Source organism: Tardibacter chloracetimidivorans (assembly GCF_001890385.1).
Lineage (GTDB): Bacteria > Pseudomonadota > Alphaproteobacteria > Sphingomonadales > Sphingomonadaceae > Tardibacter > Tardibacter chloracetimidivorans.
This window is the reverse complement of record NZ_CP018221.1, coordinates 682,771-700,796: the sequence shown is the minus strand read 5'-3', so window position 1 is coordinate 700,796 and position 18,026 is coordinate 682,771. Positions and strand designations below refer to the sequence as shown.

18 protein-coding genes are annotated in these 18,026 nt (G+C 53.8%); all 18 read left to right on the top strand.

All coding sequences use genetic code 11. The features are described from left to right. Positions 1 to 29: 29 nt before the first annotated feature. On the top strand, positions 30 to 275 hold the full coding sequence (locus BSL82_RS03490) for a hypothetical protein (RefSeq protein ID WP_072596053.1): 246 nt from the start codon (positions 30 to 32) through the stop codon (positions 273 to 275). After that, positions 272 to 982: an FAD-dependent thymidylate synthase gene (gene thyX, locus BSL82_RS03485; RefSeq protein WP_072596052.1), complete on the top strand. Its 711-nt coding sequence runs from the start codon at positions 272 to 274 to the stop codon at positions 980 to 982. Before BSL82_RS03490 ends, thyX begins: the two co-directional genes overlap by 4 nt. Positions 983 to 1,191: 209 nt before the next feature. Then, complete coding sequence (locus tag BSL82_RS03480) at positions 1,192 to 1,941, top strand: hypothetical protein (RefSeq protein ID WP_072596051.1); 750 nt, start codon at positions 1,192 to 1,194, stop codon at positions 1,939 to 1,941. Positions 1,942 to 1,988: 47 nt separating this feature from the next. After that, positions 1,989 to 2,345 (top strand): pyrophosphohydrolase domain-containing protein, encoded by a 357-nt coding sequence (locus tag BSL82_RS21700; protein ID WP_418361276.1) that lies wholly within the window; start codon positions 1,989 to 1,991, stop codon positions 2,343 to 2,345. After that, complete coding sequence (locus tag BSL82_RS03470; protein ID WP_072596049.1) at positions 2,338 to 2,622, top strand: hypothetical protein; 285 nt, start codon at positions 2,338 to 2,340, stop codon at positions 2,620 to 2,622. Before BSL82_RS21700 ends, BSL82_RS03470 begins: the two co-directional genes overlap by 8 nt. After that, positions 2,609 to 3,088, top strand: a complete 480-nt coding sequence (locus BSL82_RS20900) for a hypothetical protein (RefSeq protein ID WP_226998607.1) — start codon at positions 2,609 to 2,611, stop codon at positions 3,086 to 3,088. Before BSL82_RS03470 ends, BSL82_RS20900 begins: the two co-directional genes overlap by 14 nt. A gap of 3 nt (positions 3,089 to 3,091) precedes the next feature. Further along, a complete protein-coding gene (locus tag BSL82_RS20735) occupies positions 3,092 to 3,667 on the top strand; it encodes a class I SAM-dependent methyltransferase (RefSeq protein ID WP_162274372.1) in 576 nt (191 codons plus the stop codon). A 4-nt stretch (positions 3,668 to 3,671) separates the two neighbouring features. Beyond that, a complete protein-coding gene (locus tag BSL82_RS03460) occupies positions 3,672 to 3,998 on the top strand; it encodes a hypothetical protein (RefSeq protein WP_072596047.1) in 327 nt (108 codons plus the stop codon). Positions 3,999 to 4,795: 797 nt separating this feature from the next. Further along, positions 4,796 to 5,407: a hypothetical protein gene (locus tag BSL82_RS20310; RefSeq protein ID WP_158010656.1), complete on the top strand. Its 612-nt coding sequence runs from the start codon at positions 4,796 to 4,798 to the stop codon at positions 5,405 to 5,407. Between the two features lie 39 nt (positions 5,408 to 5,446). After that, positions 5,447 to 5,812 carry a hypothetical protein gene (locus tag BSL82_RS03455; protein ID WP_072596046.1) on the top strand — a complete coding sequence of 122 codons (366 nt, stop codon included), beginning with the start codon at positions 5,447 to 5,449 and terminating at the stop codon, positions 5,810 to 5,812. 10 nt (positions 5,813 to 5,822) lie between these two features. Then, the gene (locus BSL82_RS03450) at positions 5,823 to 6,083 is read left to right on the top strand and encodes a hypothetical protein (RefSeq protein ID WP_158010655.1); all 261 of its coding nucleotides are present in this window, start codon (positions 5,823 to 5,825) and stop codon (positions 6,081 to 6,083) included. A 2,054-nt stretch (positions 6,084 to 8,137) separates the two neighbouring features. Continuing rightward, the gene (locus tag BSL82_RS03440) at positions 8,138 to 9,784 is read left to right on the top strand and encodes a hypothetical protein (RefSeq protein WP_158010653.1); all 1,647 of its coding nucleotides are present in this window, start codon (positions 8,138 to 8,140) and stop codon (positions 9,782 to 9,784) included. Between the two features lie 24 nt (positions 9,785 to 9,808). Then, entirely contained in the window at positions 9,809 to 10,102 is a 294-nt protein-coding gene (locus tag BSL82_RS21695) for a spike base protein, RCAP_Rcc01079 family (protein ID WP_072596042.1), read from the top strand. Positions 10,103 to 10,120: 18 nt separating this feature from the next. Then, a complete protein-coding gene (locus BSL82_RS03430; RefSeq protein WP_072596041.1) occupies positions 10,121 to 12,964 on the top strand; it encodes an Ig domain-containing protein in 2,844 nt (947 codons plus the stop codon). Positions 12,965 to 12,967: 3 nt separating this feature from the next. Continuing rightward, a complete protein-coding gene (locus BSL82_RS03425; protein WP_072596040.1) occupies positions 12,968 to 13,288 on the top strand; it encodes a hypothetical protein in 321 nt (106 codons plus the stop codon). Between the two features lie 318 nt (positions 13,289 to 13,606). Next, the gene (locus tag BSL82_RS03415) at positions 13,607 to 14,710 is read left to right on the top strand and encodes a hypothetical protein (RefSeq protein WP_072596038.1); all 1,104 of its coding nucleotides are present in this window, start codon (positions 13,607 to 13,609) and stop codon (positions 14,708 to 14,710) included. A gap of 11 nt (positions 14,711 to 14,721) precedes the next feature. Next, on the top strand, positions 14,722 to 15,981 hold the full coding sequence (locus BSL82_RS03410; protein ID WP_072596037.1) for a hypothetical protein: 1,260 nt from the start codon (positions 14,722 to 14,724) through the stop codon (positions 15,979 to 15,981). Positions 15,982 to 16,040: 59 nt separating this feature from the next. Next, entirely contained in the window at positions 16,041 to 17,993 is a 1,953-nt protein-coding gene (locus BSL82_RS03405) for a hypothetical protein (protein WP_158010652.1), read from the top strand. The last annotated feature ends 33 nt before the right edge of the window (positions 17,994 to 18,026 follow it).

Here is an 18,026-nt window from a genome sequence, read left to right as displayed (position 1 = left end):
TAAGGGACTAGAGATACTGGAGAATTATGATGACAATTGCCCCTGTTAGAATCGTGGACCTTTACCGCGAAGCCCAAGTCAACGAAGACATGGATGCGGGAACTTATGTGGGCGGAACGGATAGCTACGGCGTTTCCCGCATCTTAGAGGCCATCGCTGAAATGGCTGGCTGGGTCCTCCCCCGAAGAATGAACCTTAAGGAACGCGAGAAGTACCTCCTTGATGCAGGACGCGCTGATGAGATCGAGTACCTTGGGGCTATGGGGGATGAATGAAGACTACCAATGAATACGGAGCGACACTCCTAGAAACGATGGGTACTGACCTCTCTGTAGTCAATGCAGCCAGGGTTAGCTTTGATAAGGAGAGCGATTGGGTATCTGACAATGACCCGGTTGAACCTAGTCATGTGGTTCTCTCGGCGCGAGACCAGAAGCTCATCCACTACCTAGCCAAAGAAGGCCATTGGTCGCCTTTCGCTCATGCGTTCCTGAAGTTCCGCGTCAAGGCTCCAATCTTTGTCGCAAGACAGCTTCAGAAACACCAAGTTGGCCTATCGTGGAATGAAGTCTCACGTCGCTATGTCGATAGTGAGCCTGAGTTCTATGTGCCGCGAGAGTGGCGAAAGAAGGCTGAGGACAAGAAGCAAGGCAGTAGCGATGAAGTCGTGTCCGTCGATCTCACATACGAAGACATGTTTCTAGATGCTCTGATTGGTGTTCCTCTAGCAAACTATAATGGCCTATTGGAGCAGGGAGTATGTCCAGAGCAAGCCCGTATGGTTCTCCCTCAATCTACTATGACCGAATGGATATGGAGTGGAAGCCTCTACGCCTTCTCTCGTGTCTGTAAGGAGCGCCTGCACCCATCGGCACAGCGAGAGACGCGATGGGTAGCGGAGGATATCTCTCAGGCCCTCGCAACACACTTCCCTGTGTCTTGGCAGGCACTGGGGCCTAAGGATTCAATCAATGTCAGTTAGCGACGTATTGCCCTTCAGCTTCATCATGCTCTCAGGGTTCGCGTTCGGTATCGGGTTTACCCTTGCCTCGCGGATCGTGGACTCCATGTACTATCGTATCATCCGGTAGTTAGTTCCTGAGCATACCGATAAAAATCGATACGACCCATAAGCCCATACCAAGCAGGAATCCGTACCAAACGATTTCCTTCAGGACGTACAACATTTCAATGCAACTCCTAATCGATGGGGACCTCTGCCTCTATCGTTCCGCAGCCTCCTCAGAGTTTGAGTGCGACTGGGGCGACGACACATGGGTCCTTTCAACCAACCTAACACAAGCCAAAGATTCCTTCAAGAGTCAGATAGATAAATACATCTCAGACATAGGCTCGAAGGATATCGTCATCATCCTGTCCGGGTCCAAGAACTACCGATATGACCTCGATCCTACCTACAAGAGCAACCGCAAGGGTGTACGCAAGCCTCTAGGCTTCAAGGCCCTCAAGGATTGGCTCTATGAAGAGTATGGCCCTGAGAGGGTCAAAGCCAACGACATGTTGGAAGCTGACGACTACATGGGCATCCTCGCGACCGATCCCCAGAGAGGCAAGGGCCGCTGCATCGTCTCCGAAGATAAGGACATGCAGACCATCCCTTGTAGCCTCTGGCGCAACGGCGAGATGCTTGAGATCACTGAAGCCCAGGCAGACCGCTATTGGATGCTCCAGACCCTCACAGGGGACTCGGCAGACGGCTATAAGGGCTGTCCGGGGATAGGCGCTGTGAAGGCTGAAGCGATCCTCTCGAAGCCTGGGTCCATGTGGGAAAATGTCAGACAGGCGTTTCTCAAGGCAGGAACAGATGAAGAACATGCTGTCCTACAAGCCCGACTCGCGCGTATCCTGCGATTCGGCGATTGGGACAGCGAAAGGAAGCAAGTGAGGCTTTGGACACCATCTCAGACATCACCGCGTTAACCAGGGAAGACCTTGTATCTCAGTTCCATATCGCAACGAATGATGCGGTGGACATCCCTCGTAACAAATGGACCACCACGCTCCTTAATCACCGAGTAAGGTTGATAAGGGAAGAGTTCCATGAGCTAATGGAGGAACTGGAAACTGCGGCTACATTAGATACACTTCCGTCTCGAAACGCAGCCGAAAGAATACTCAAAGAACTTGCTGACGTGCAGTACGTAATAAGCGGTACTGCCGTGTCCCTTGGTCTCGACCTGGAACTAGGGTTTCAACGGGTCCACGAAAGCAACATGAGCAAGATTGATCCCCTCTCCAAGCGGGTAGCCCGCGATGGGCGAGGAAAGGTCCTTAAAGGGCCACACTACCAACCACCTAATCTTAAGGACCTAATATATGCCTAATCACGATTACCCTTATAGCAACTTCATTTTCGGTGAAATTAACGACTTCCTCGGCAACTCGGAGCCGTTCGTAGCCTTCGAAGAGCCTCTTCCACCTGTTACCGGCTCTGCTTCAGTCTCTATCACTGACACCCAGTATGGTGCGACGGCTGTTGAACTCCTTGGCCCTGATGCCCTCGCATTGACCCAGTATGACGGCAATGAGGAGGCTGTAGTGGTCTTGAGCAAGGACATGATCTTTGAGTTGCTTGGAGTGCTCAAGAGTGCCGTGGCATAAGTGGGACGGCTCTAATCCATCTGGTCCTGACCTTCCTCGAGAAACTCCAGTCGTAGTTAAGTTCAGGGACGGCGAAATTGATCTAAATGGTTATCCTGCCGAAACCTGGAGGTGGACGCACGAGGATAATATCAGCGACATCATAGCCTATCGAGAACTTACAGCGGGTCTAGTTGATACACTGTATAACTACGGACCGGAGATGCTCACCGGCTATTCCTCAGACTACTACAAGGTCCATGTCTCCAACCCTACCGGAGAGCGTGAGACTTACACAGCCGAATGCAACGACATCATCGAAGCCCTCCAGATGAACTTCGCTGAAGGTAATGTCTTCAAGGCCGTGTGGAGACATGCAGCCAACCGCATGGGCAAAGGTAAGCCTGGGAACAGCCTCATCTATGACGCTGAGAAGGTAGAGTTCTTTGGGAAGCGAATGGTAGCGATGGATAGCGCCCAGAACTAATATATGAAGAAATTGATCCTAGACCTCTGTGGAGGTACGGGATCGTGGTCTAAGCCCTACGCTGAATGTCCTGATGAATATGAGGTCCTGATTGTGGACCCTCAGGAATGGCTACCGGACGATCCGGGGACCGGGGACGTAAGGCTCTTTGAGCATCTCAAGAAGCGTAAGGTGCATGGGATACTGGCCGCTCCCCCTTGTACTCACTTGAGCGGCTCAGGTGCCCGCTGGTGGGAAGCCAAGGGTGAGCAAGCCCTACTGGAGGCATTGTCTGTAGCTGATGCTTGTTGCCGTATAGTTCTTCTTCATAAGCCTGCATGGTGGGCCTTGGAGAACCCTGTAGGCAGGCTCAGGACATACTACGGCGATCCTCTCCATACCTTTCACCCTAACGACTACGGCGATCCTTACACCAAGAAAACCTTGATATGGGGCCGCTTCAATATCCCTGAGAAGGCGTGGGTGCATCCCTCAGAAGGCTCTAAGATGTGGAAGCTCCCTCCGGGTCCCGAACGCGCACGACTACGATCCGCAACACCTCCAGGATGGGCCAACGCCTTCTTTAAGGCCAACCCATAAAGAAATGACTGACACAACTAAAGTTACCTACGACCCTGATGGGTACGCTATAGCAACCATAGATCTCTCGCAGATAAAAGACACTAAAGAACTGCGAGATGTAACTGAAGCTATCATTGAGACTCTTGTTCTCCCTAGCGACTATGCTCACTCTGTCATCCAGATTAAGCTCAAGAATGTCGTTCAGTGGACTAAAATGTCCGGAGGCAGAGGCCTTAATACCCTAAATGGATGGATAGCAACAATACAGCAAGTGGCAGGCTATAGCGCCAACGTGCTTGCTGACAGGCTTGCTACAGCAAGGCCCGTGGTCACTATCGACATCACCTAGACTCCTACGCAGAGCTACTCGCATCTTATGGTGCTTGTGGCTCTGTGTTTTTGGATTTGGTAAATCATTTGATAGTAAGGCCTGAGATAAATCCTGATTGATGGCAATCGTGGACCTTTTCCGCCTAAGTGGCATATGCCTCTAGATTGCCCTAGGATGCCCGTAGAGAGGCGTCGGTAACTTTTGGCTACATGGGTGGCATCTAGTACACATCACGCGCCTGCGGTGCATTATAGAGGCGAATAGAGGCATACTGTGTCCCCTGGGTGCATTTTTATTGTTGACCAGGGGTTTCATATGTGGGACTGTCGCCATATTGAGATTGAACGAAAGGAAACAAATGGTTCGCATACTACTCGCCCCGTTCGTTGCCTTAGCAATGCTGGCAGCTATCGTTATCGGGATATTAGCTAGAGGGATTAGAAAGTAATGAAACAGGCCCTACACAAGATAAAGCAAGCATACAGGGAAGGCCCTATGCCTCTATCCGAGACTGTATTCCTTACCATTAGCTTGCCTATATTGATTTATATCACGCTCTTAGTTTGAGCTAAGGCGTTACAGAATGAGATGGTTTACAATGTGGTCAGTAATAGTAGACGCACCGAGTGGCCAACGTGCCAAGGTCACATTCAGAACTAAGGAACTTGCGACACTACATGCACAGAAAGCACGTCAGTTGTGCAAGGTTAGCTTGGTGTTTGTCTGTGGTCCCGATAGTCAACTGGTGGAAGGATAAGACAATGGACTGTGTATCAATAGCACTACAGTCTAGCGCCGAACATTGGATACATTCCATGGCTGAGGCACTAGGCTCCTATGATGACGCTATATTTGAGTATGAACCCCATAAGCGTGTTGAGGAGATAGAGACGGAAGCAAGGGACGGGTTCATTCCGTGGACTAGCGGTGGATATGAAGTTTGCTTACCTGCTAGCCTTAGCCATGCCTGGGGAAGCGGGAGCGCACCTGAGCCTATCCAGAAGATAATAGATAACGAAACTGATTTGATCGCTGATACATGGAAACAGCAATACCCTGATAGGCCTCCGTTCCTCGAGTGTGTCTTAGGTGAACATGGGCAGGAACTAGAGGAACAAGCACAAGAATATGAAATGGAAAGCTGGCAGGGTGATGATAGCTGCTACTTTTGGAAAGCTAGAGTCATGTTCCTTGCTCCAGGTGATCCACAGAATGAAACTGGAAAGCTTGAAGTCTACCTAGATGCATACCTGAACACAGACCTAAACTATGGCCGAGACCATATAAGCTGGCTTAGGTGCCACGGGTCTAATCCAAATCAAACTGTGGGGACATTCAAGCGAACAATAGACGCTGATGTGTTCGCTAGCATGACTGAAGAACAATTAGATGCATTGGTAACTGAGGCAATCAAAAGCCTGCCATAACTGTATCTAATCACTATCCAATTTGAGAGAGTATGAGAGATGAGACAATCCATAACAAACACAGACAGCATTATTGACAGCCGAGATATTATTGACCGGATAGGAGAGATTAAAGACCTGCTAGACGATGCAGGTGATGACCTGGAGGAGCTACAAGAGGAACTAACAGCCCTTGAGAAGCTAGCGGAACAAGGCGAGCCCTATTGTGACGATTGGCAGTATGGGGCGACGTTGGTCCATGAAGATTATTTTGAGGAGTACACCAGAGAGCTATTAGAAGAATGTGGTTACATTCCTAAAGACTTCCCGTCATGGATTGAGATCGATTGGGAAGCGACCGCGAAGAACGTTCAGAAAGATTATACATCGCTAGACTTTGACGGCGAAACATACTGGATAAGGTGAGGGCAGACCAATGAATAATCTACCAATGTGGCCGGGAGCGTCCGTTGTTTACACCCGCGTCCAAACAATCAATATCGCTAGGGCTAAAGAAGCCTACGTAGCTTGGTATAACAGCCATGCTACCAGGCACAAGAAACCTAAAGGATGGACGCTGCCTGAGGATATTCAAGAGGCAATTGAGGCATTGAACAACGGCAATGAGGAGTATCTTAAAGCCTACGCAATGAAATATATTGATTACTGGGCAACAAAAGAGAGGAAAGCAGCATGAACCCCAACGATATGGAAGATGCATTGCTTAAGGCTCTCCTGTGCGGCCTATTGCTTGCTCCAGTGGCGATTGTGGCGTTAGTGGTCTGGGGGTGCTATAAGGTCGTTAGGTGGCGTTTAGAGGCTTGAGAGGACATACGAGAACATGGGGCAGGCTATCACGTCTGCCCTTTTCTGTTGCATAAATGTCACACTATTTTTATTTTGCGGACCTGTCGAAAATGTCCAATGTCCCTCCAGATGTAACCGAAATTACATATGCCTAAATGGTAAGCGCATGTCCTCTGCTACCCCACCAGGCATACCCCACTCGACAGCTAACTTACTGACAACGTTACGTTCTCGTGTGGTTCTATGATCCAGTTACAAGACAATTTAGGTACCATTTCCTAGCATTTTGGTACCCTGGATCGGACTGAATTGGCGTTTCAAAAAGCGAGCCTAAAGCGCCTGTTGTTGTTGTTAGTTCGACTCTTCAGAGTGGCGAGAGTGTCGAGAGATACCCAGGAAAAATAATGCCATTTAATGTCTCTCGATGGGTCCCATTTAGCCTCGAAAAGACACTCCAGATGCCTCCCTGTAACGTATTGAAAACAAAGGGATGTTCTAAAAGGGCTACTTAAAGATCTAAACATAATTCCCAAGCCCCCTCCAGACACCTCCAAGACCTCTCCAGACACCTGACCGAGCGACAAGCCTCTATGGGGGACTATAGGGGGCATATAGTATCTATAGACACTATAGACACTACAGTTCTCTTTAGTTCTCCTTAAGTTTACTAGAAGTGATATATTATAGTTATATCTTATAGTAAGACTTAAGCACTCTAATGTCTCGATATGTAAACCTATAAGAGACTTCCAGTGTATCTCATATCGTATCATTAGATTAACTTAAGCTCTCCTTTAGCTCTCCATATATGGGTCTTCCTCCTTTTCTATGACCCCAACCATAAGAAACTTTAGATGGCCCTAGAATCTGCTACCTATATCTCTGATCTTGTGTCTTCCAATCCTGCCGCCACAGACGGCTTAAGACAGGGTGATGACCACATTCGACTCATTAAGGCTGCCCTCAAGGCTACCTTCCCCAACATCAATGGTCCCGTCTCTTCCACCGATGAGGAACTCTCAAGTCTCGCTACGATCCCTGTAGGCGTCATAAGCCTCTGGTATGGGTCTAGTGGGGCGGTCCCTTCTGGCTGGTCTATCTGCGATGGTTCCACGGTCAACAAGTCCGATGGCAGCGGCACGATCACTGTACCCGACCTCCGGGATCGCGTGGCTATTGGTGCCGGATCATCGTACACCCAGGGTACCACAGGGGGCGCAACGACCTCTGCCGCTACCTCAAGTGCCGCAGGGTCCCATAGCCATACCGCCCTTACAAGCACTGATGGGTCCCATAGCCACTCAGGCGCTACAGGCTCGACAGCCCTTACCGAAGCCCAGATGCCAGCCCACAAGCATGGTAACGGTGTTGCTTCTGGTGAGACCACGAACTTTGGCTATGGGTCTCTATCGTCAGGCGGTGGCTCATCTCGCCTCAACCTCGACAGTGGCGCAGGTGCCTATCAGGGCTACACATCCACTGTAGGGGGCGGTGAGGGTCATACACACTCGATCAGTAGCGATGGGTCCCATAACCACACCCTGACCACCACGACTGCAAGTGACCATACGCACTCGACCACTGTGTCCACAATCCAGCCGTACTTGGCACTTTACTACATCATGAAGGTCTAAATGCCTCTCAACGGTTCCCTTGGAAACTACGCGGCCCACGCGGCCTTAAGCCTCGCCTTGGGTGGTGTAATGGTCTTCCTTACAGGGTCTCCATTAGGTCTCCTGCTAGGCTCTCTCTGGTTCATCGCCAAGGAGGCCGGGGAGTTCTCAGCGAAGCATCCTGAGGCCCCCGGTAGACCTTGGGCAGACTTGAACCCTCTACATGCCCTCAGGACCAAGGACGACAAGCGCGACTGGTTCTCAGGTGTCGTTCCTCCTCTTGTGGTCTTGCTGGCCTTGGTACTCTTCTAGACACTGTGGACTACTAACATTGAATACCCAGATACTTCCCGTCCGTGGGCTGGGGGGCGCTGGGATCATCTCAGACATAAACCCCTATGACCTCCCGCCCAATGCCTTCTCTGGAGGCGTAAATGTTCGCTTCGAGAACGGTAAGGTCAGCCGGGCACCTGTCTTCAGGCGTGTCCATGAGTTCTCGGATACCTTCTATCCCAGGCACATGTTCGCCATACCCCCGGTGTCCACTGGCGGCTACTACACGATGGTTGTCCCCAATAACGACTTCTCAGAGGTCGCTAGTTACTCGGGGGCCACCGAAAGCGACGTATCGCCTACAGGCATCGTAGGGGTCTCAAGCACCGAACCCTTCACCGATACCTTCCTTGGGGCTGTAGCGTACCTCAATCGCTCTACCCATATACCCTACTACAAGACCCCCTCTGACACGATCTTCAAGCCCCTCACGGACAGCGATTGGGACAGCGGGTGGCGTTGCGGGTCTCTCCGTTCATACAAAGACTTCCTTGTGGCTCTGAATGTCACGAAAGGGGCCACCAGCTACCCTACGATGGTAAAGTGGTCGGATATAACCGGCTATGGTGCGCCCCCCGCTTCATGGGATGAGACCTCGACAACCAACAGTGCAGGCGAGAACATCCTGAATGAGATGAGGGACCAGCTAATCGATGGTCTTACTCTCAGGGACAGCTTCATCCTCTATGGGGCAACCGAATCCTGGGCTATGGACTACATTGGTGGCTCATTGATCTTCAGGTTCCGCAAGCTGTTCGATAATGCAGGGATCATAAACCAGAACTGTGTCGTGCAGATTGATGGTGTCCACTACGTCTTTGACCGTAACGACATCTACATGCACGATGGGGCCACCAAGAAGTCTATCGTACATGGTGCCAACAAGGACTTCATCTTTGAGGGCCTCAGGTCAGACCTCACCAAGTATGCCTTTGTCACCCATAACCCGGTCCTCAATGAAATCTACTTCTGCTACGCCTCTGACGACGCCCAAGTTGGCTTCTCGAATCCCTCAGGAGGCTGCAATCGCGCTTACGTCTACAATTACAGGCGCGGAATTGGGTCTTTTGTTGACCTCGCTAACGTCACCGGCAGTTGCTTGGGGTCTCTTGAGACAGGCGATACCTGGACGAGCATCGATGATGTAAGCTGGGAGGACATGGGAGGCACATGGTCAGGCGCAGAGGACGACAAAGGACTTCTGACGCTGTTCACAGGGCCTCTCGACACTACCCAGGGTCTCACAAAGAACCGCCTGTACGGGTTTGACCTGATTACAGGTGGCCGTCTTGTGGCTCCTATCGAGACTGAAGCCCTCAAGGACGCGTATATCGAGCGTGTAGGCATCGATCTTGACGAAGTAGGGGCCAATCTGACGCTCTACAAGGCTCTCCATGCCATCTATCCACAGCACTCCGTCTCCGAACTCCCTTCAGGGACATCGTTCGGCTTCGGAGGGTCCTCGATAGTCGGCCAAGAGCCTAACTGGAGCGACTACACGACCTATACGCCCACCACAGACAATAAAATCGATGTCAGAGAGACCGGAAGATACCTCGCGTATCGGATGCTCCATACAGGCTCTACCGACTTCGCCCTTAGTGGCTTCGATATCAAAGTAACCCTACGCGGCAGACGCGGCTAATAATAAGAAACAAGAAACATCACCATGCAGGACCCTTATCAGAGGGAACGCCGCACCGATATGGATGCGGCTAGTTCTTCTATATTCCTTATCACCCCTCACGACACCAACGAGATTACCAAAGGCGTTAAGGGTCTCCGCATCTGGAACCCTGAGGCCACGGCAGGAACTGTTGCCCTTCGAGCGATTGGCGACGGTGCCGATGTGTCCCTGACGATTCCAGCGGGTGCGCTCGTTCAGGAGCCGGTTCGCGCTCAATACATCAGAGACACAGGCACCGGGGATACTCTCGTCATCCACGGCTACTCAGACAACTAAAGGGACGGCTAGATGTCTTTGACCCCTGGCGTCCGCTACGGCATCAGCCTTCGTGCAAACTCCGGCTATGTCACCGATCCGACGAACATAGCCTTTGCCAATGGCACGGTTTACCCGGTCAGCGGTGTTGCGTTCGCGGGCGGTACGACCGTCTGCCCTGACCACGGCTGGTCTGCAAACCTCACCGCTTCAGACGCGGACAGGAATACGACCTATCCAAGAACGGCAGGGCAGGTCTTCGTTAACAGCTCCGTCACCTATTTTCGGATCGATCTCCCCAATGGGAACTACAAGCTCTGGCTGGCCATCGGCGGCATCGCCGTAACTTCGACCAATAGCTTCATGGTCCGCGACGGGACGACGATCACCCTTGCCGAGCAGGCGACCGGCGTGTCTATCGACGGTGCCAGCGTGATGGGCATCGATACTGTCATTCAGTCCCGCGCAGACTTTGAGACGACGCCGGCAGAGATCGATGTCACGGTCACGCAGGGCTTCATCACGATCAAAGCCGGTTCGTCGTACGGCCAATGGCGCTTGAGCCATATCGGCTTCATGCTGGTGGACCTGACGCCGCTTGGTGCAGCGGTTCTGACGGACGACCTTGGCGATCCTGATGCAGACCCGAAAGCGGTCTGGACGCAACAGCCGGAAGGCACCCGTGCGTTCAAGCTCACTTGCCCGGCAGGCGCAGTTACAACCAGTTCCATCGCGCTCACTGGTGATCTTTCGTCCTACTTCGATGTCGTCGACATCAGCGGTGACTTGTGGCTCGTTCACAACGCCACATCACTCCCCGACGCGCTGGCAGGCTCGCGCTCGCTCTCGGTTGTCCAGACCGATGCAGGGTACAGTGGAAGCCCCTACACCACTGATTTCACCTGTAACGTCATTTCGTCCGAAGGGCGCAATACGACAGGCTGGCAAGGCAGGATCACCACCCAGAACTGGCTCAACCGGCAACCGTTGGCGGACACGGTTGCCGACATATGGACCGGCTATGATGGCGAGACGATAGCTAATAACTTCATCGTCACTGACAACACCTCGTTCTCGGCTGCTCTTGCCTCCATCAACACCGATGATCGCACCGGCTGGGACCGCATTCAGGTCCAGGACGGGACTTACAGCGGCATCTATTCATTCAGCCGGTCCTATGGGACGGGCGGTGGGCTGTTGATAGAGCCTTATCCGGGCCATGATCCAGACTTCAACGTCTCATTCGCCAACGGCAATCTGTACGTTCATGGCCTCCATGTCCGAAACCTCCGCATGTCTGGAGATCAGGCATATTACATCTGGCGGTTCATCGATCCCGGCGCAACGGGCATCAACAGTACGGGTCGCTTCAACAAGGCCGCCTTCACGGGCAACCGGATAGGTAAAGGGTTCGCAACAGGAGGCTCAACCGACGCTGCCATTATCGCTGGTTACGGCCCGGCATTCATCGCCTGTGGACACGGCGAAAGCATCTACTTCCACGGCAATACCTGCGATGGCACCGGCAACCCTGTGGCGGCGAACGGCGTCCGCAAGCTGGTCATAACCGAGAACGATCTCCAGCGCGGTCTAGCCGACTGCATCGCGATCAACAACGCACTCAACGAGGGTTCGACCCAAGGGGTATTCGCCGACGATAATTGCTATGTCTGGATCGTCGGGAACACGCTGCGGAATGAACTGCGGGACACCGCCTATTCGAACGGCATCCACCCGGATTTCATTCAGATAAGGGCGTTCGGCACCAACGCGCTTTGGGACCCCGGCGAGGCGTATAGCGTCGGTGCCAAAACCCTCAACATGCTGGCACCCACGCCTGCTATTTATGAGTGCACAACGGCGGGCACGACAGAAGCCAGCGGCACTGGCCCGATGCGCACCACGCAGGGTGAGACTGGCATCACGGACGGCACTGTCGTCTGGACCCACGTGGCGGATTATACGACCGCCAGCGACATGTACATCGTTGTTGAAGACAATGACCTGAACAACGCTACTGATGGCAATACGACCGGCTACGGCTCGACGCGAAGCCTGTTCATCGACAGCAACTCAGGCAGGAACTGCCCGGTCCATGTGTCGTTCAACAACAATGCGCTCGGCTTTCTTGGCGCATACGGCATCCAGATAGGCGACGGCTTCGCGCACGTCGAATATAACACCTTCGCCAAGCCCTCCGGCATGTCGGCAGGGTCTGGGCCGTCCGTTCAGCTTATCCGGGCGCTAGGGGCGGATGGTAATGTCCGCGCCCGCTACAACGTATCCGAGTTTGCTGCCACAGCCACCGCTCCCAACGTCGCCAGCGACTACGGCAATGTCATCATCGATTGGGACTCGGCAACCGATCCGGGCACTGTCCTGGAAGGGACGTTCGCTCGCGATCAGGGGCCTTCAGGAAACTGGTGGGGCTATGCCCTAACCGACGATGGCTCGAACACTACAAGCGAGTTCCGTACGGCCTTCCGATCTATCCTACAGGCAACCGACACGACGGTTGGCATTCAGGCTGACGATCCGACGCCTCCGGTTGTTGCCACTCCGATCTCTGACCAGTCTAGCGATGAGAGCGATGTTATCAGCCTTGATGTGTCTGGTAATTTCACAGGGGCTACGAGCTACTCGGCTACCAGCCTTCCAACTGGCTTGAGCATCAACAGTGTCTCGGGCGTCATAGGAGGCACAATCTCCGTAGGTGCTGCCGCATCCAGCCCGTTCGCTTCTGAAGTGACGTCAACGAACGCGGACGGCTCTGTAGCAGACAGCTTTGTGTGGACCGTCACCGCTCCTTCCTCTCCTGTCACACTTAAAGGTCCCATCAGAGGCGCACTGTTCTCAGGAATGCGCTTCACAAGAGTCTTCTAAACCATGAACGAGTACATCAACTACATTAGGGCACCAAGGCCCGTCCTAGAGGAAAGCCTTCCGACCTACGTAGAGGATGAACTTGACAAGGTAGAGAAGGCTCTGACCTTCAACCTCACAGGCCGCAAGGGGGCCGCTACTCTGTCTTCGGGCACGGTAGCGGTCTCCCTGTACCCTGAGGAGCCTGACGACACCTACGAGGTCTTCCTGTCCACCGGTGTCAACGAGACCCTTTACGTGACCTCGAAGACTACCAGTGGCTTTACGATCAATTCGTCCAATGGGTCTTCTACGGCAGACGTAGCGTGGCTTGTGGTGCGATAGATGCTCCTGCCTCCTTCTGTCTCTGTGCGGAAGGTCCCGGTAGTCCAGACGCCAGAATACGTAATCAAGTTCGAGCGTGTCCCTGGGATGACCTTTGTTCACTGTAGTGTGAGTAGATGGTCTCCCAGTGTACACAAGAAGCTAAAAGAAGACTGGGGCCTTCTCAAGCGCCTCTACGGCGACACATTGTTTGCTCTCCACACCCCTGGAGACACTAAGCACGAGAAGTTCCTACGATTGTTTGGTTTCGAGTTTGTCTATCACTACGACGACGACTTGCACGGCCCAACTGACCTATACAAAACGAAAGAATAATACATGGGCGGTATCTTCGGCAGTAAGACGAAAACGAAGACCAATACAGACATGGGGCCTTGGAGTGGACAGCAGCCTTACGTAAAGGATGCGTTCGCTGAGGCTCAGAATATCTACAATAGCCAGCAAGGCACTCCTTGGTATCAGGGAGATATATATGCTGGCATGGACCCCTTTACGCAGCAAGCCGTGCAGGGGACCAATCAGTTTGCTACCGGCACAGGCTCTAACCTTGCCTCAGGGGTCTCCCAGAACGCCTTGGCGATGGGAGGCATGGCCCCTCAGTATGGTAGCGCCATCGATAGCTACTATGGGATGGCTACAGGCGACCCTACGCAGCAGAACATTGCCAATGCAGGCATGTACGCAGCCAACCCATACCTAGACGACCAGATTGATGCTGTAGGCCGGGACATCTCCCGCAACCTAAGCGAGAACGAACTTCCCTCTATCGACAGGGCAGCGACCGGCACAGGCAACGTCAACTCCACAAGGGCAGGCGTTGCGGAAGGAGTGGCCCTCAGAGGCGCTCAGGACCGCTTTGGGGACATCTCAGCCTCCATGCGCGGCGATGCCTACTCTCAGGGCCTCCAGATGGCTGAAGCAGCCCGCCAGTACAACACAGGCGCAACAGGCAACGCAGCGCAGCTTTACGGCCAAGGGATCGACAGGCAGGGCCAACAGTCGGCTCTTGCCAGCGACCTCGCCTACCAGAACCTCTCCAAGCAGTCCACAGCCGGTCAGATGAACCAGCAGGACCAGCAAGGGGAGCTTGATGCTCTCTTCAAGGCTTGGCAGGGAGGCGACACGAGGGCCGCTGACCTCCTCAATCGCTACTATGGTATCGTAGGGTCGAATAACTGGGGCCAGACAGGCACGACCAACACCACTCAGAAGTCTTCTCCGGGTATCGGACAGGTCGCTATGGGTCTCGGATCGATGGCCGCAGGTGCCTTTGGTCTCGGAGGCGGCGGAGGTCTCTTAGGTCTCGGAGGTGGTGCTACAGGTGGCCTCTCCGCAGGCTTAACGTCTGCCATGAGTTCACCTTTGGTAGACTTCGCTTCGATGGCTCCATCCTCGCTGAACTTCGGCAAAATCTCACTTTAAGGAACCCATAGATGGCAGGTATATTAGACCTCATCGGTAAGGGTCTCTCTGGTGTTGGCATTCTCGGAGGAGGCGATAAGGACCCTATTTCCCCAGAGGACCGCAGGCTCAACAACGGCTTTAGTGGCGCCTCTACCTTTGCAAACGACCGTGTAGGCCAAAAGCTAACCGGAACAGAGCAGAAGTCCGGCCTATTCAACCGCCCAGGCGCTTCAGAGGCCCTCATTGCCTTTGGTGCCAACATGCTCGCAGCCCCCTCTTTCGGGCAGGGCATGGGCGCTGGAGCTTCTGCCTTCCTGGATACGCTCCGAGAAGAAGAGGACCGCAGGAAACCCAAGACGCAGTTCCTTGCTGATGGGGCCATTCAGGCTTCCGTCGATCCTATGACCGGCAAGGTGTCCTACGCCCCCGTTGAGGCGGTCCAGGATTGGCAGTCCGGCCTTGCGAACCAGAAGCTCGAAGGCCAGCAAGCGTTGCTGGATGCTCGCGGCGATCAGCGTATGGACCAGATATTGGCCCAAGGCGCTATGGCAAACGAACGAGCCGCAATGCAGCAATCGGCTGCTATGGAACGTGCCATGATGGCACAGAGTGGCGCTATGGAACGTGCGTATCTTGCCGCTGCATCTCGTGGCAATCAGCCCTCGTTCTTCGAGAAGAGTGTTGAGAAGGCCGACGCGAAGCAGTTCGAGAAGGGCTACGACAACTTTCTAGCAGCAAGCGATGCACTACCTGTCTACCGGCAGTTGCGTCAAGAGTACGGCAAAGCAGGGGTAGGCGCAGGCGTTGTGCAGGGCGGCGTTCGTCAAGTTGCGCAGGCGTTCGGTATGGACGTTGGCGACGTTGACCTCACAAGCAAGAACTTTGCTGAGGCACTCCTTTCTAAGATTGAGCTAGGCGCAGCCCAGAGTCAGCGTGGTCTAGGCCAGTTGACCGAGATGGAACGTGCGATCATTCGTCGCTCTATCCCGAACATGGCGACCGACCCCAAGGCGTTCAACAAGGTTCTCGGGGTTCTTGAAGCAAACGCAATCCGAACTACTCGGATGTTCAACTCTTACGTCAATAAAGCCCAAAAGGACCCCGGAACAAGTTACATCCGGTACACAACCAACTGGAAAGATAACTATGAGAAGGCGTTCGAGAAGCAGGTCACAGGTGGCGGGAAGTCTAAAGGCGTCGCTAAGATTACATCCGATGCCCAGTTTAACTCTCTGCCAAGCGGTGCCACTTTCATAGGCCCCGACGGAAAGATAAGGAAGAAACCCTAATGGGATGGCAAGACGCTCCTATAGTGGGCGAAAGTACGCCTGCGTGGGCGTCAGCCCCTGTGATCGGAGAGGTCACTAAGACCAAAAAGAAACCAAAGACCAGTAAGGTCGGCTTGGTAGGCGGCTCCATCAACGAAGGTATCGCAGACACGCTAGGTGCCCCTGTGGACCTCGTTACGGCAGGCCTTAACGCTTTCGGTGCGGGCATAGAGAAACCCTTAGGCGGCTCAGAGTCTATCCGTTCCGGGCTTCACAAACTCGGCTTTGGGCAGGTAAAAGAAGAGTACAAGCCCCAAACGAAGGGCGAAGAGTATCTCTCGTCTCTCTCACGCGGCGTAGGGCAGGCGGCAGGTGGGCTAGTGTCCACAGCGCCTATCTCTATCAATGCTGCCAAGACCCTAACCAAGACCTCTGGAGCCGCCAAGAGGGCACTGGCGCAACTCACGCAAGGCTCTACCGCAACCCCTACGCGCTTTGTTGCTCAGGAATTGATGGCAGGCGCTGGGTCTGGAATAGGCGGACAAGCTGCTCGTGATGTGGCCCCCGGAAACCCTTGGGCTGAAGGTGCAGGTATGCTCGTCGGCGGTATTGCTGGGGGTCTTCCGGTCCAGACAGCCAAAGGCATCAAGGCAGGCGTAGACGCAACCGGAGATGCTATAGAGCGGGCAGGGGATGCCAAGCGGTACGTTAAGGCTGGCCAGATAGCGAAGGACCCGGATGCACCTTACGTCGCTGAGTTCGCGCAGGACTTAGCCGACCTAGCAGGCAAGAGGTCAGCCAACGCTCCCAAGGGCCGCGCTGTGTTCACTGCTAAACAGGTGAACGACGTTATTGACGGCTACATGGAGCAGTACGGTAATATGATAAACCGACTGCCCATCAAGGAGAGCGAAAAGACGGCGATCAGGACAGCCATAGGCCAGAAGTGGTCTATCACTCCCGACAAGCTGGACGCCCTCCTGGACCCTGTAACCGACCCCGCGGCCAAAGAGGCACTAAAGCAGGGCATCAAGAAGACCCAGATAGCCTACGACTACACCCCAGAGCTTCCGAGAGGTGGCTTTGGACGTGCAGCGGCTAATGTGGTTGAGGGCGCTGCTACAGCGGGCGGTGCCATAACGGGTGGTGTACCAGGGGCGTTCATGGGTTCTGGTGCAGGCACTGCCATAAAACGCCTCCTTAGAGGCTTTAGCGCAGACGCTGGTGAAGCTGCTCGCGTCAACAGTGCCGAAAAGCTCGCTAAGAAGGCCAAGCTCTATCGTTATGTCCAAGATAGGACAGGACCTTCGCCACAACCGGCAGCCGATCGCGCCTTCAAGCAGCATTACGCCGACATTGTGGATGCCCCGAAGCTACCGAAGACGAAGGCACCTGATGCTCTAGATGAATTGGTACGCAAGAACATAGCCAACGGTATCGAAGGCAACCCGGCAATCACCGCGAACTACGCTTCTAGGTCTCTTGGGGTCCCGCCAGAAGATGCTAAACGTGCCCTTCAGTTCATCGCAGAGAAACACCCAGAACTGGCCGATGATGCTAATGCGCTCCGCCTTGGTTACGCTACATTCACCCCGAAGGGTAAGTTTGGACGTGCCGCAACCCCTCTGATGCGAAAGTTCCTTGAGGACGACGGAACGTACCAACGCCTTAAGCAGCAGGCAATAGACGGGGGCATAGAGGCTCCTATCGTTGAGGGTGTCCGCAAGGGAAACCAGACGCCTCTACAGGTGGACATAGGCGACCCAGGCATCCGCAACCCGGAGGCTTATAGAGCAACCGCCCAAGGCAACCAGAATAGGGTCTCTCAGACGCTCTCTGCCATCCAAGGACACGCGGCTCTCCCGGAGCCGTCCAAGGCCCTCCTGTCAGAAGCAGCGACGACGCTAGGCAACACATCCAAGAAGGCAGACGCAGAGGCAGTCGTACAGACGGCCCTTGAGTCCCTTCCAGACGACCAGAAGGCTCTAGGCGAACTGTTCCTCAAGCCTCTACTGGCTCAAATCAAGAAGTAAACACACCTATCGGGAGGGCTTCGGTCCTCCCAC

Coding starts and splice junctions, on each gene's coding strand:
- BSL82_RS03425 (WP_072596040.1), top strand. CDS start 12,968: ATGAACGAGTACATCAACTACATTAGGGCACCAAGGCCCGTCCTAGAG.
- BSL82_RS03450 (WP_158010655.1), top strand. CDS start 5,823: ATGAATAATCTACCAATGTGGCCGGGAGCGTCCGTTGTTTACACCCGC.
- BSL82_RS03470 (WP_072596049.1), top strand. CDS start 2,338: ATGCCTAATCACGATTACCCTTATAGCAACTTCATTTTCGGTGAAATT.
- BSL82_RS03455 (WP_072596046.1), top strand. CDS start 5,447: ATGAGACAATCCATAACAAACACAGACAGCATTATTGACAGCCGAGAT.
- BSL82_RS03410 (WP_072596037.1), top strand. CDS start 14,722: ATGGCAGGTATATTAGACCTCATCGGTAAGGGTCTCTCTGGTGTTGGC.
- BSL82_RS03415 (WP_072596038.1), top strand. CDS start 13,607: ATGGGCGGTATCTTCGGCAGTAAGACGAAAACGAAGACCAATACAGAC.
- BSL82_RS03480 (WP_072596051.1), top strand. CDS start 1,192: ATGCAACTCCTAATCGATGGGGACCTCTGCCTCTATCGTTCCGCAGCC.
- BSL82_RS20735 (WP_162274372.1), top strand. CDS start 3,092: ATGAAGAAATTGATCCTAGACCTCTGTGGAGGTACGGGATCGTGGTCT.
- thyX (WP_072596052.1), top strand. CDS start 272: ATGAAGACTACCAATGAATACGGAGCGACACTCCTAGAAACGATGGGT.
- BSL82_RS03490 (WP_072596053.1), top strand. CDS start 30: ATGACAATTGCCCCTGTTAGAATCGTGGACCTTTACCGCGAAGCCCAA.
- BSL82_RS03460 (WP_072596047.1), top strand. CDS start 3,672: ATGACTGACACAACTAAAGTTACCTACGACCCTGATGGGTACGCTATA.
- BSL82_RS20310 (WP_158010656.1), top strand. CDS start 4,796: ATGGCTGAGGCACTAGGCTCCTATGATGACGCTATATTTGAGTATGAA.
- BSL82_RS21695 (WP_072596042.1), top strand. CDS start 9,809: ATGCAGGACCCTTATCAGAGGGAACGCCGCACCGATATGGATGCGGCT.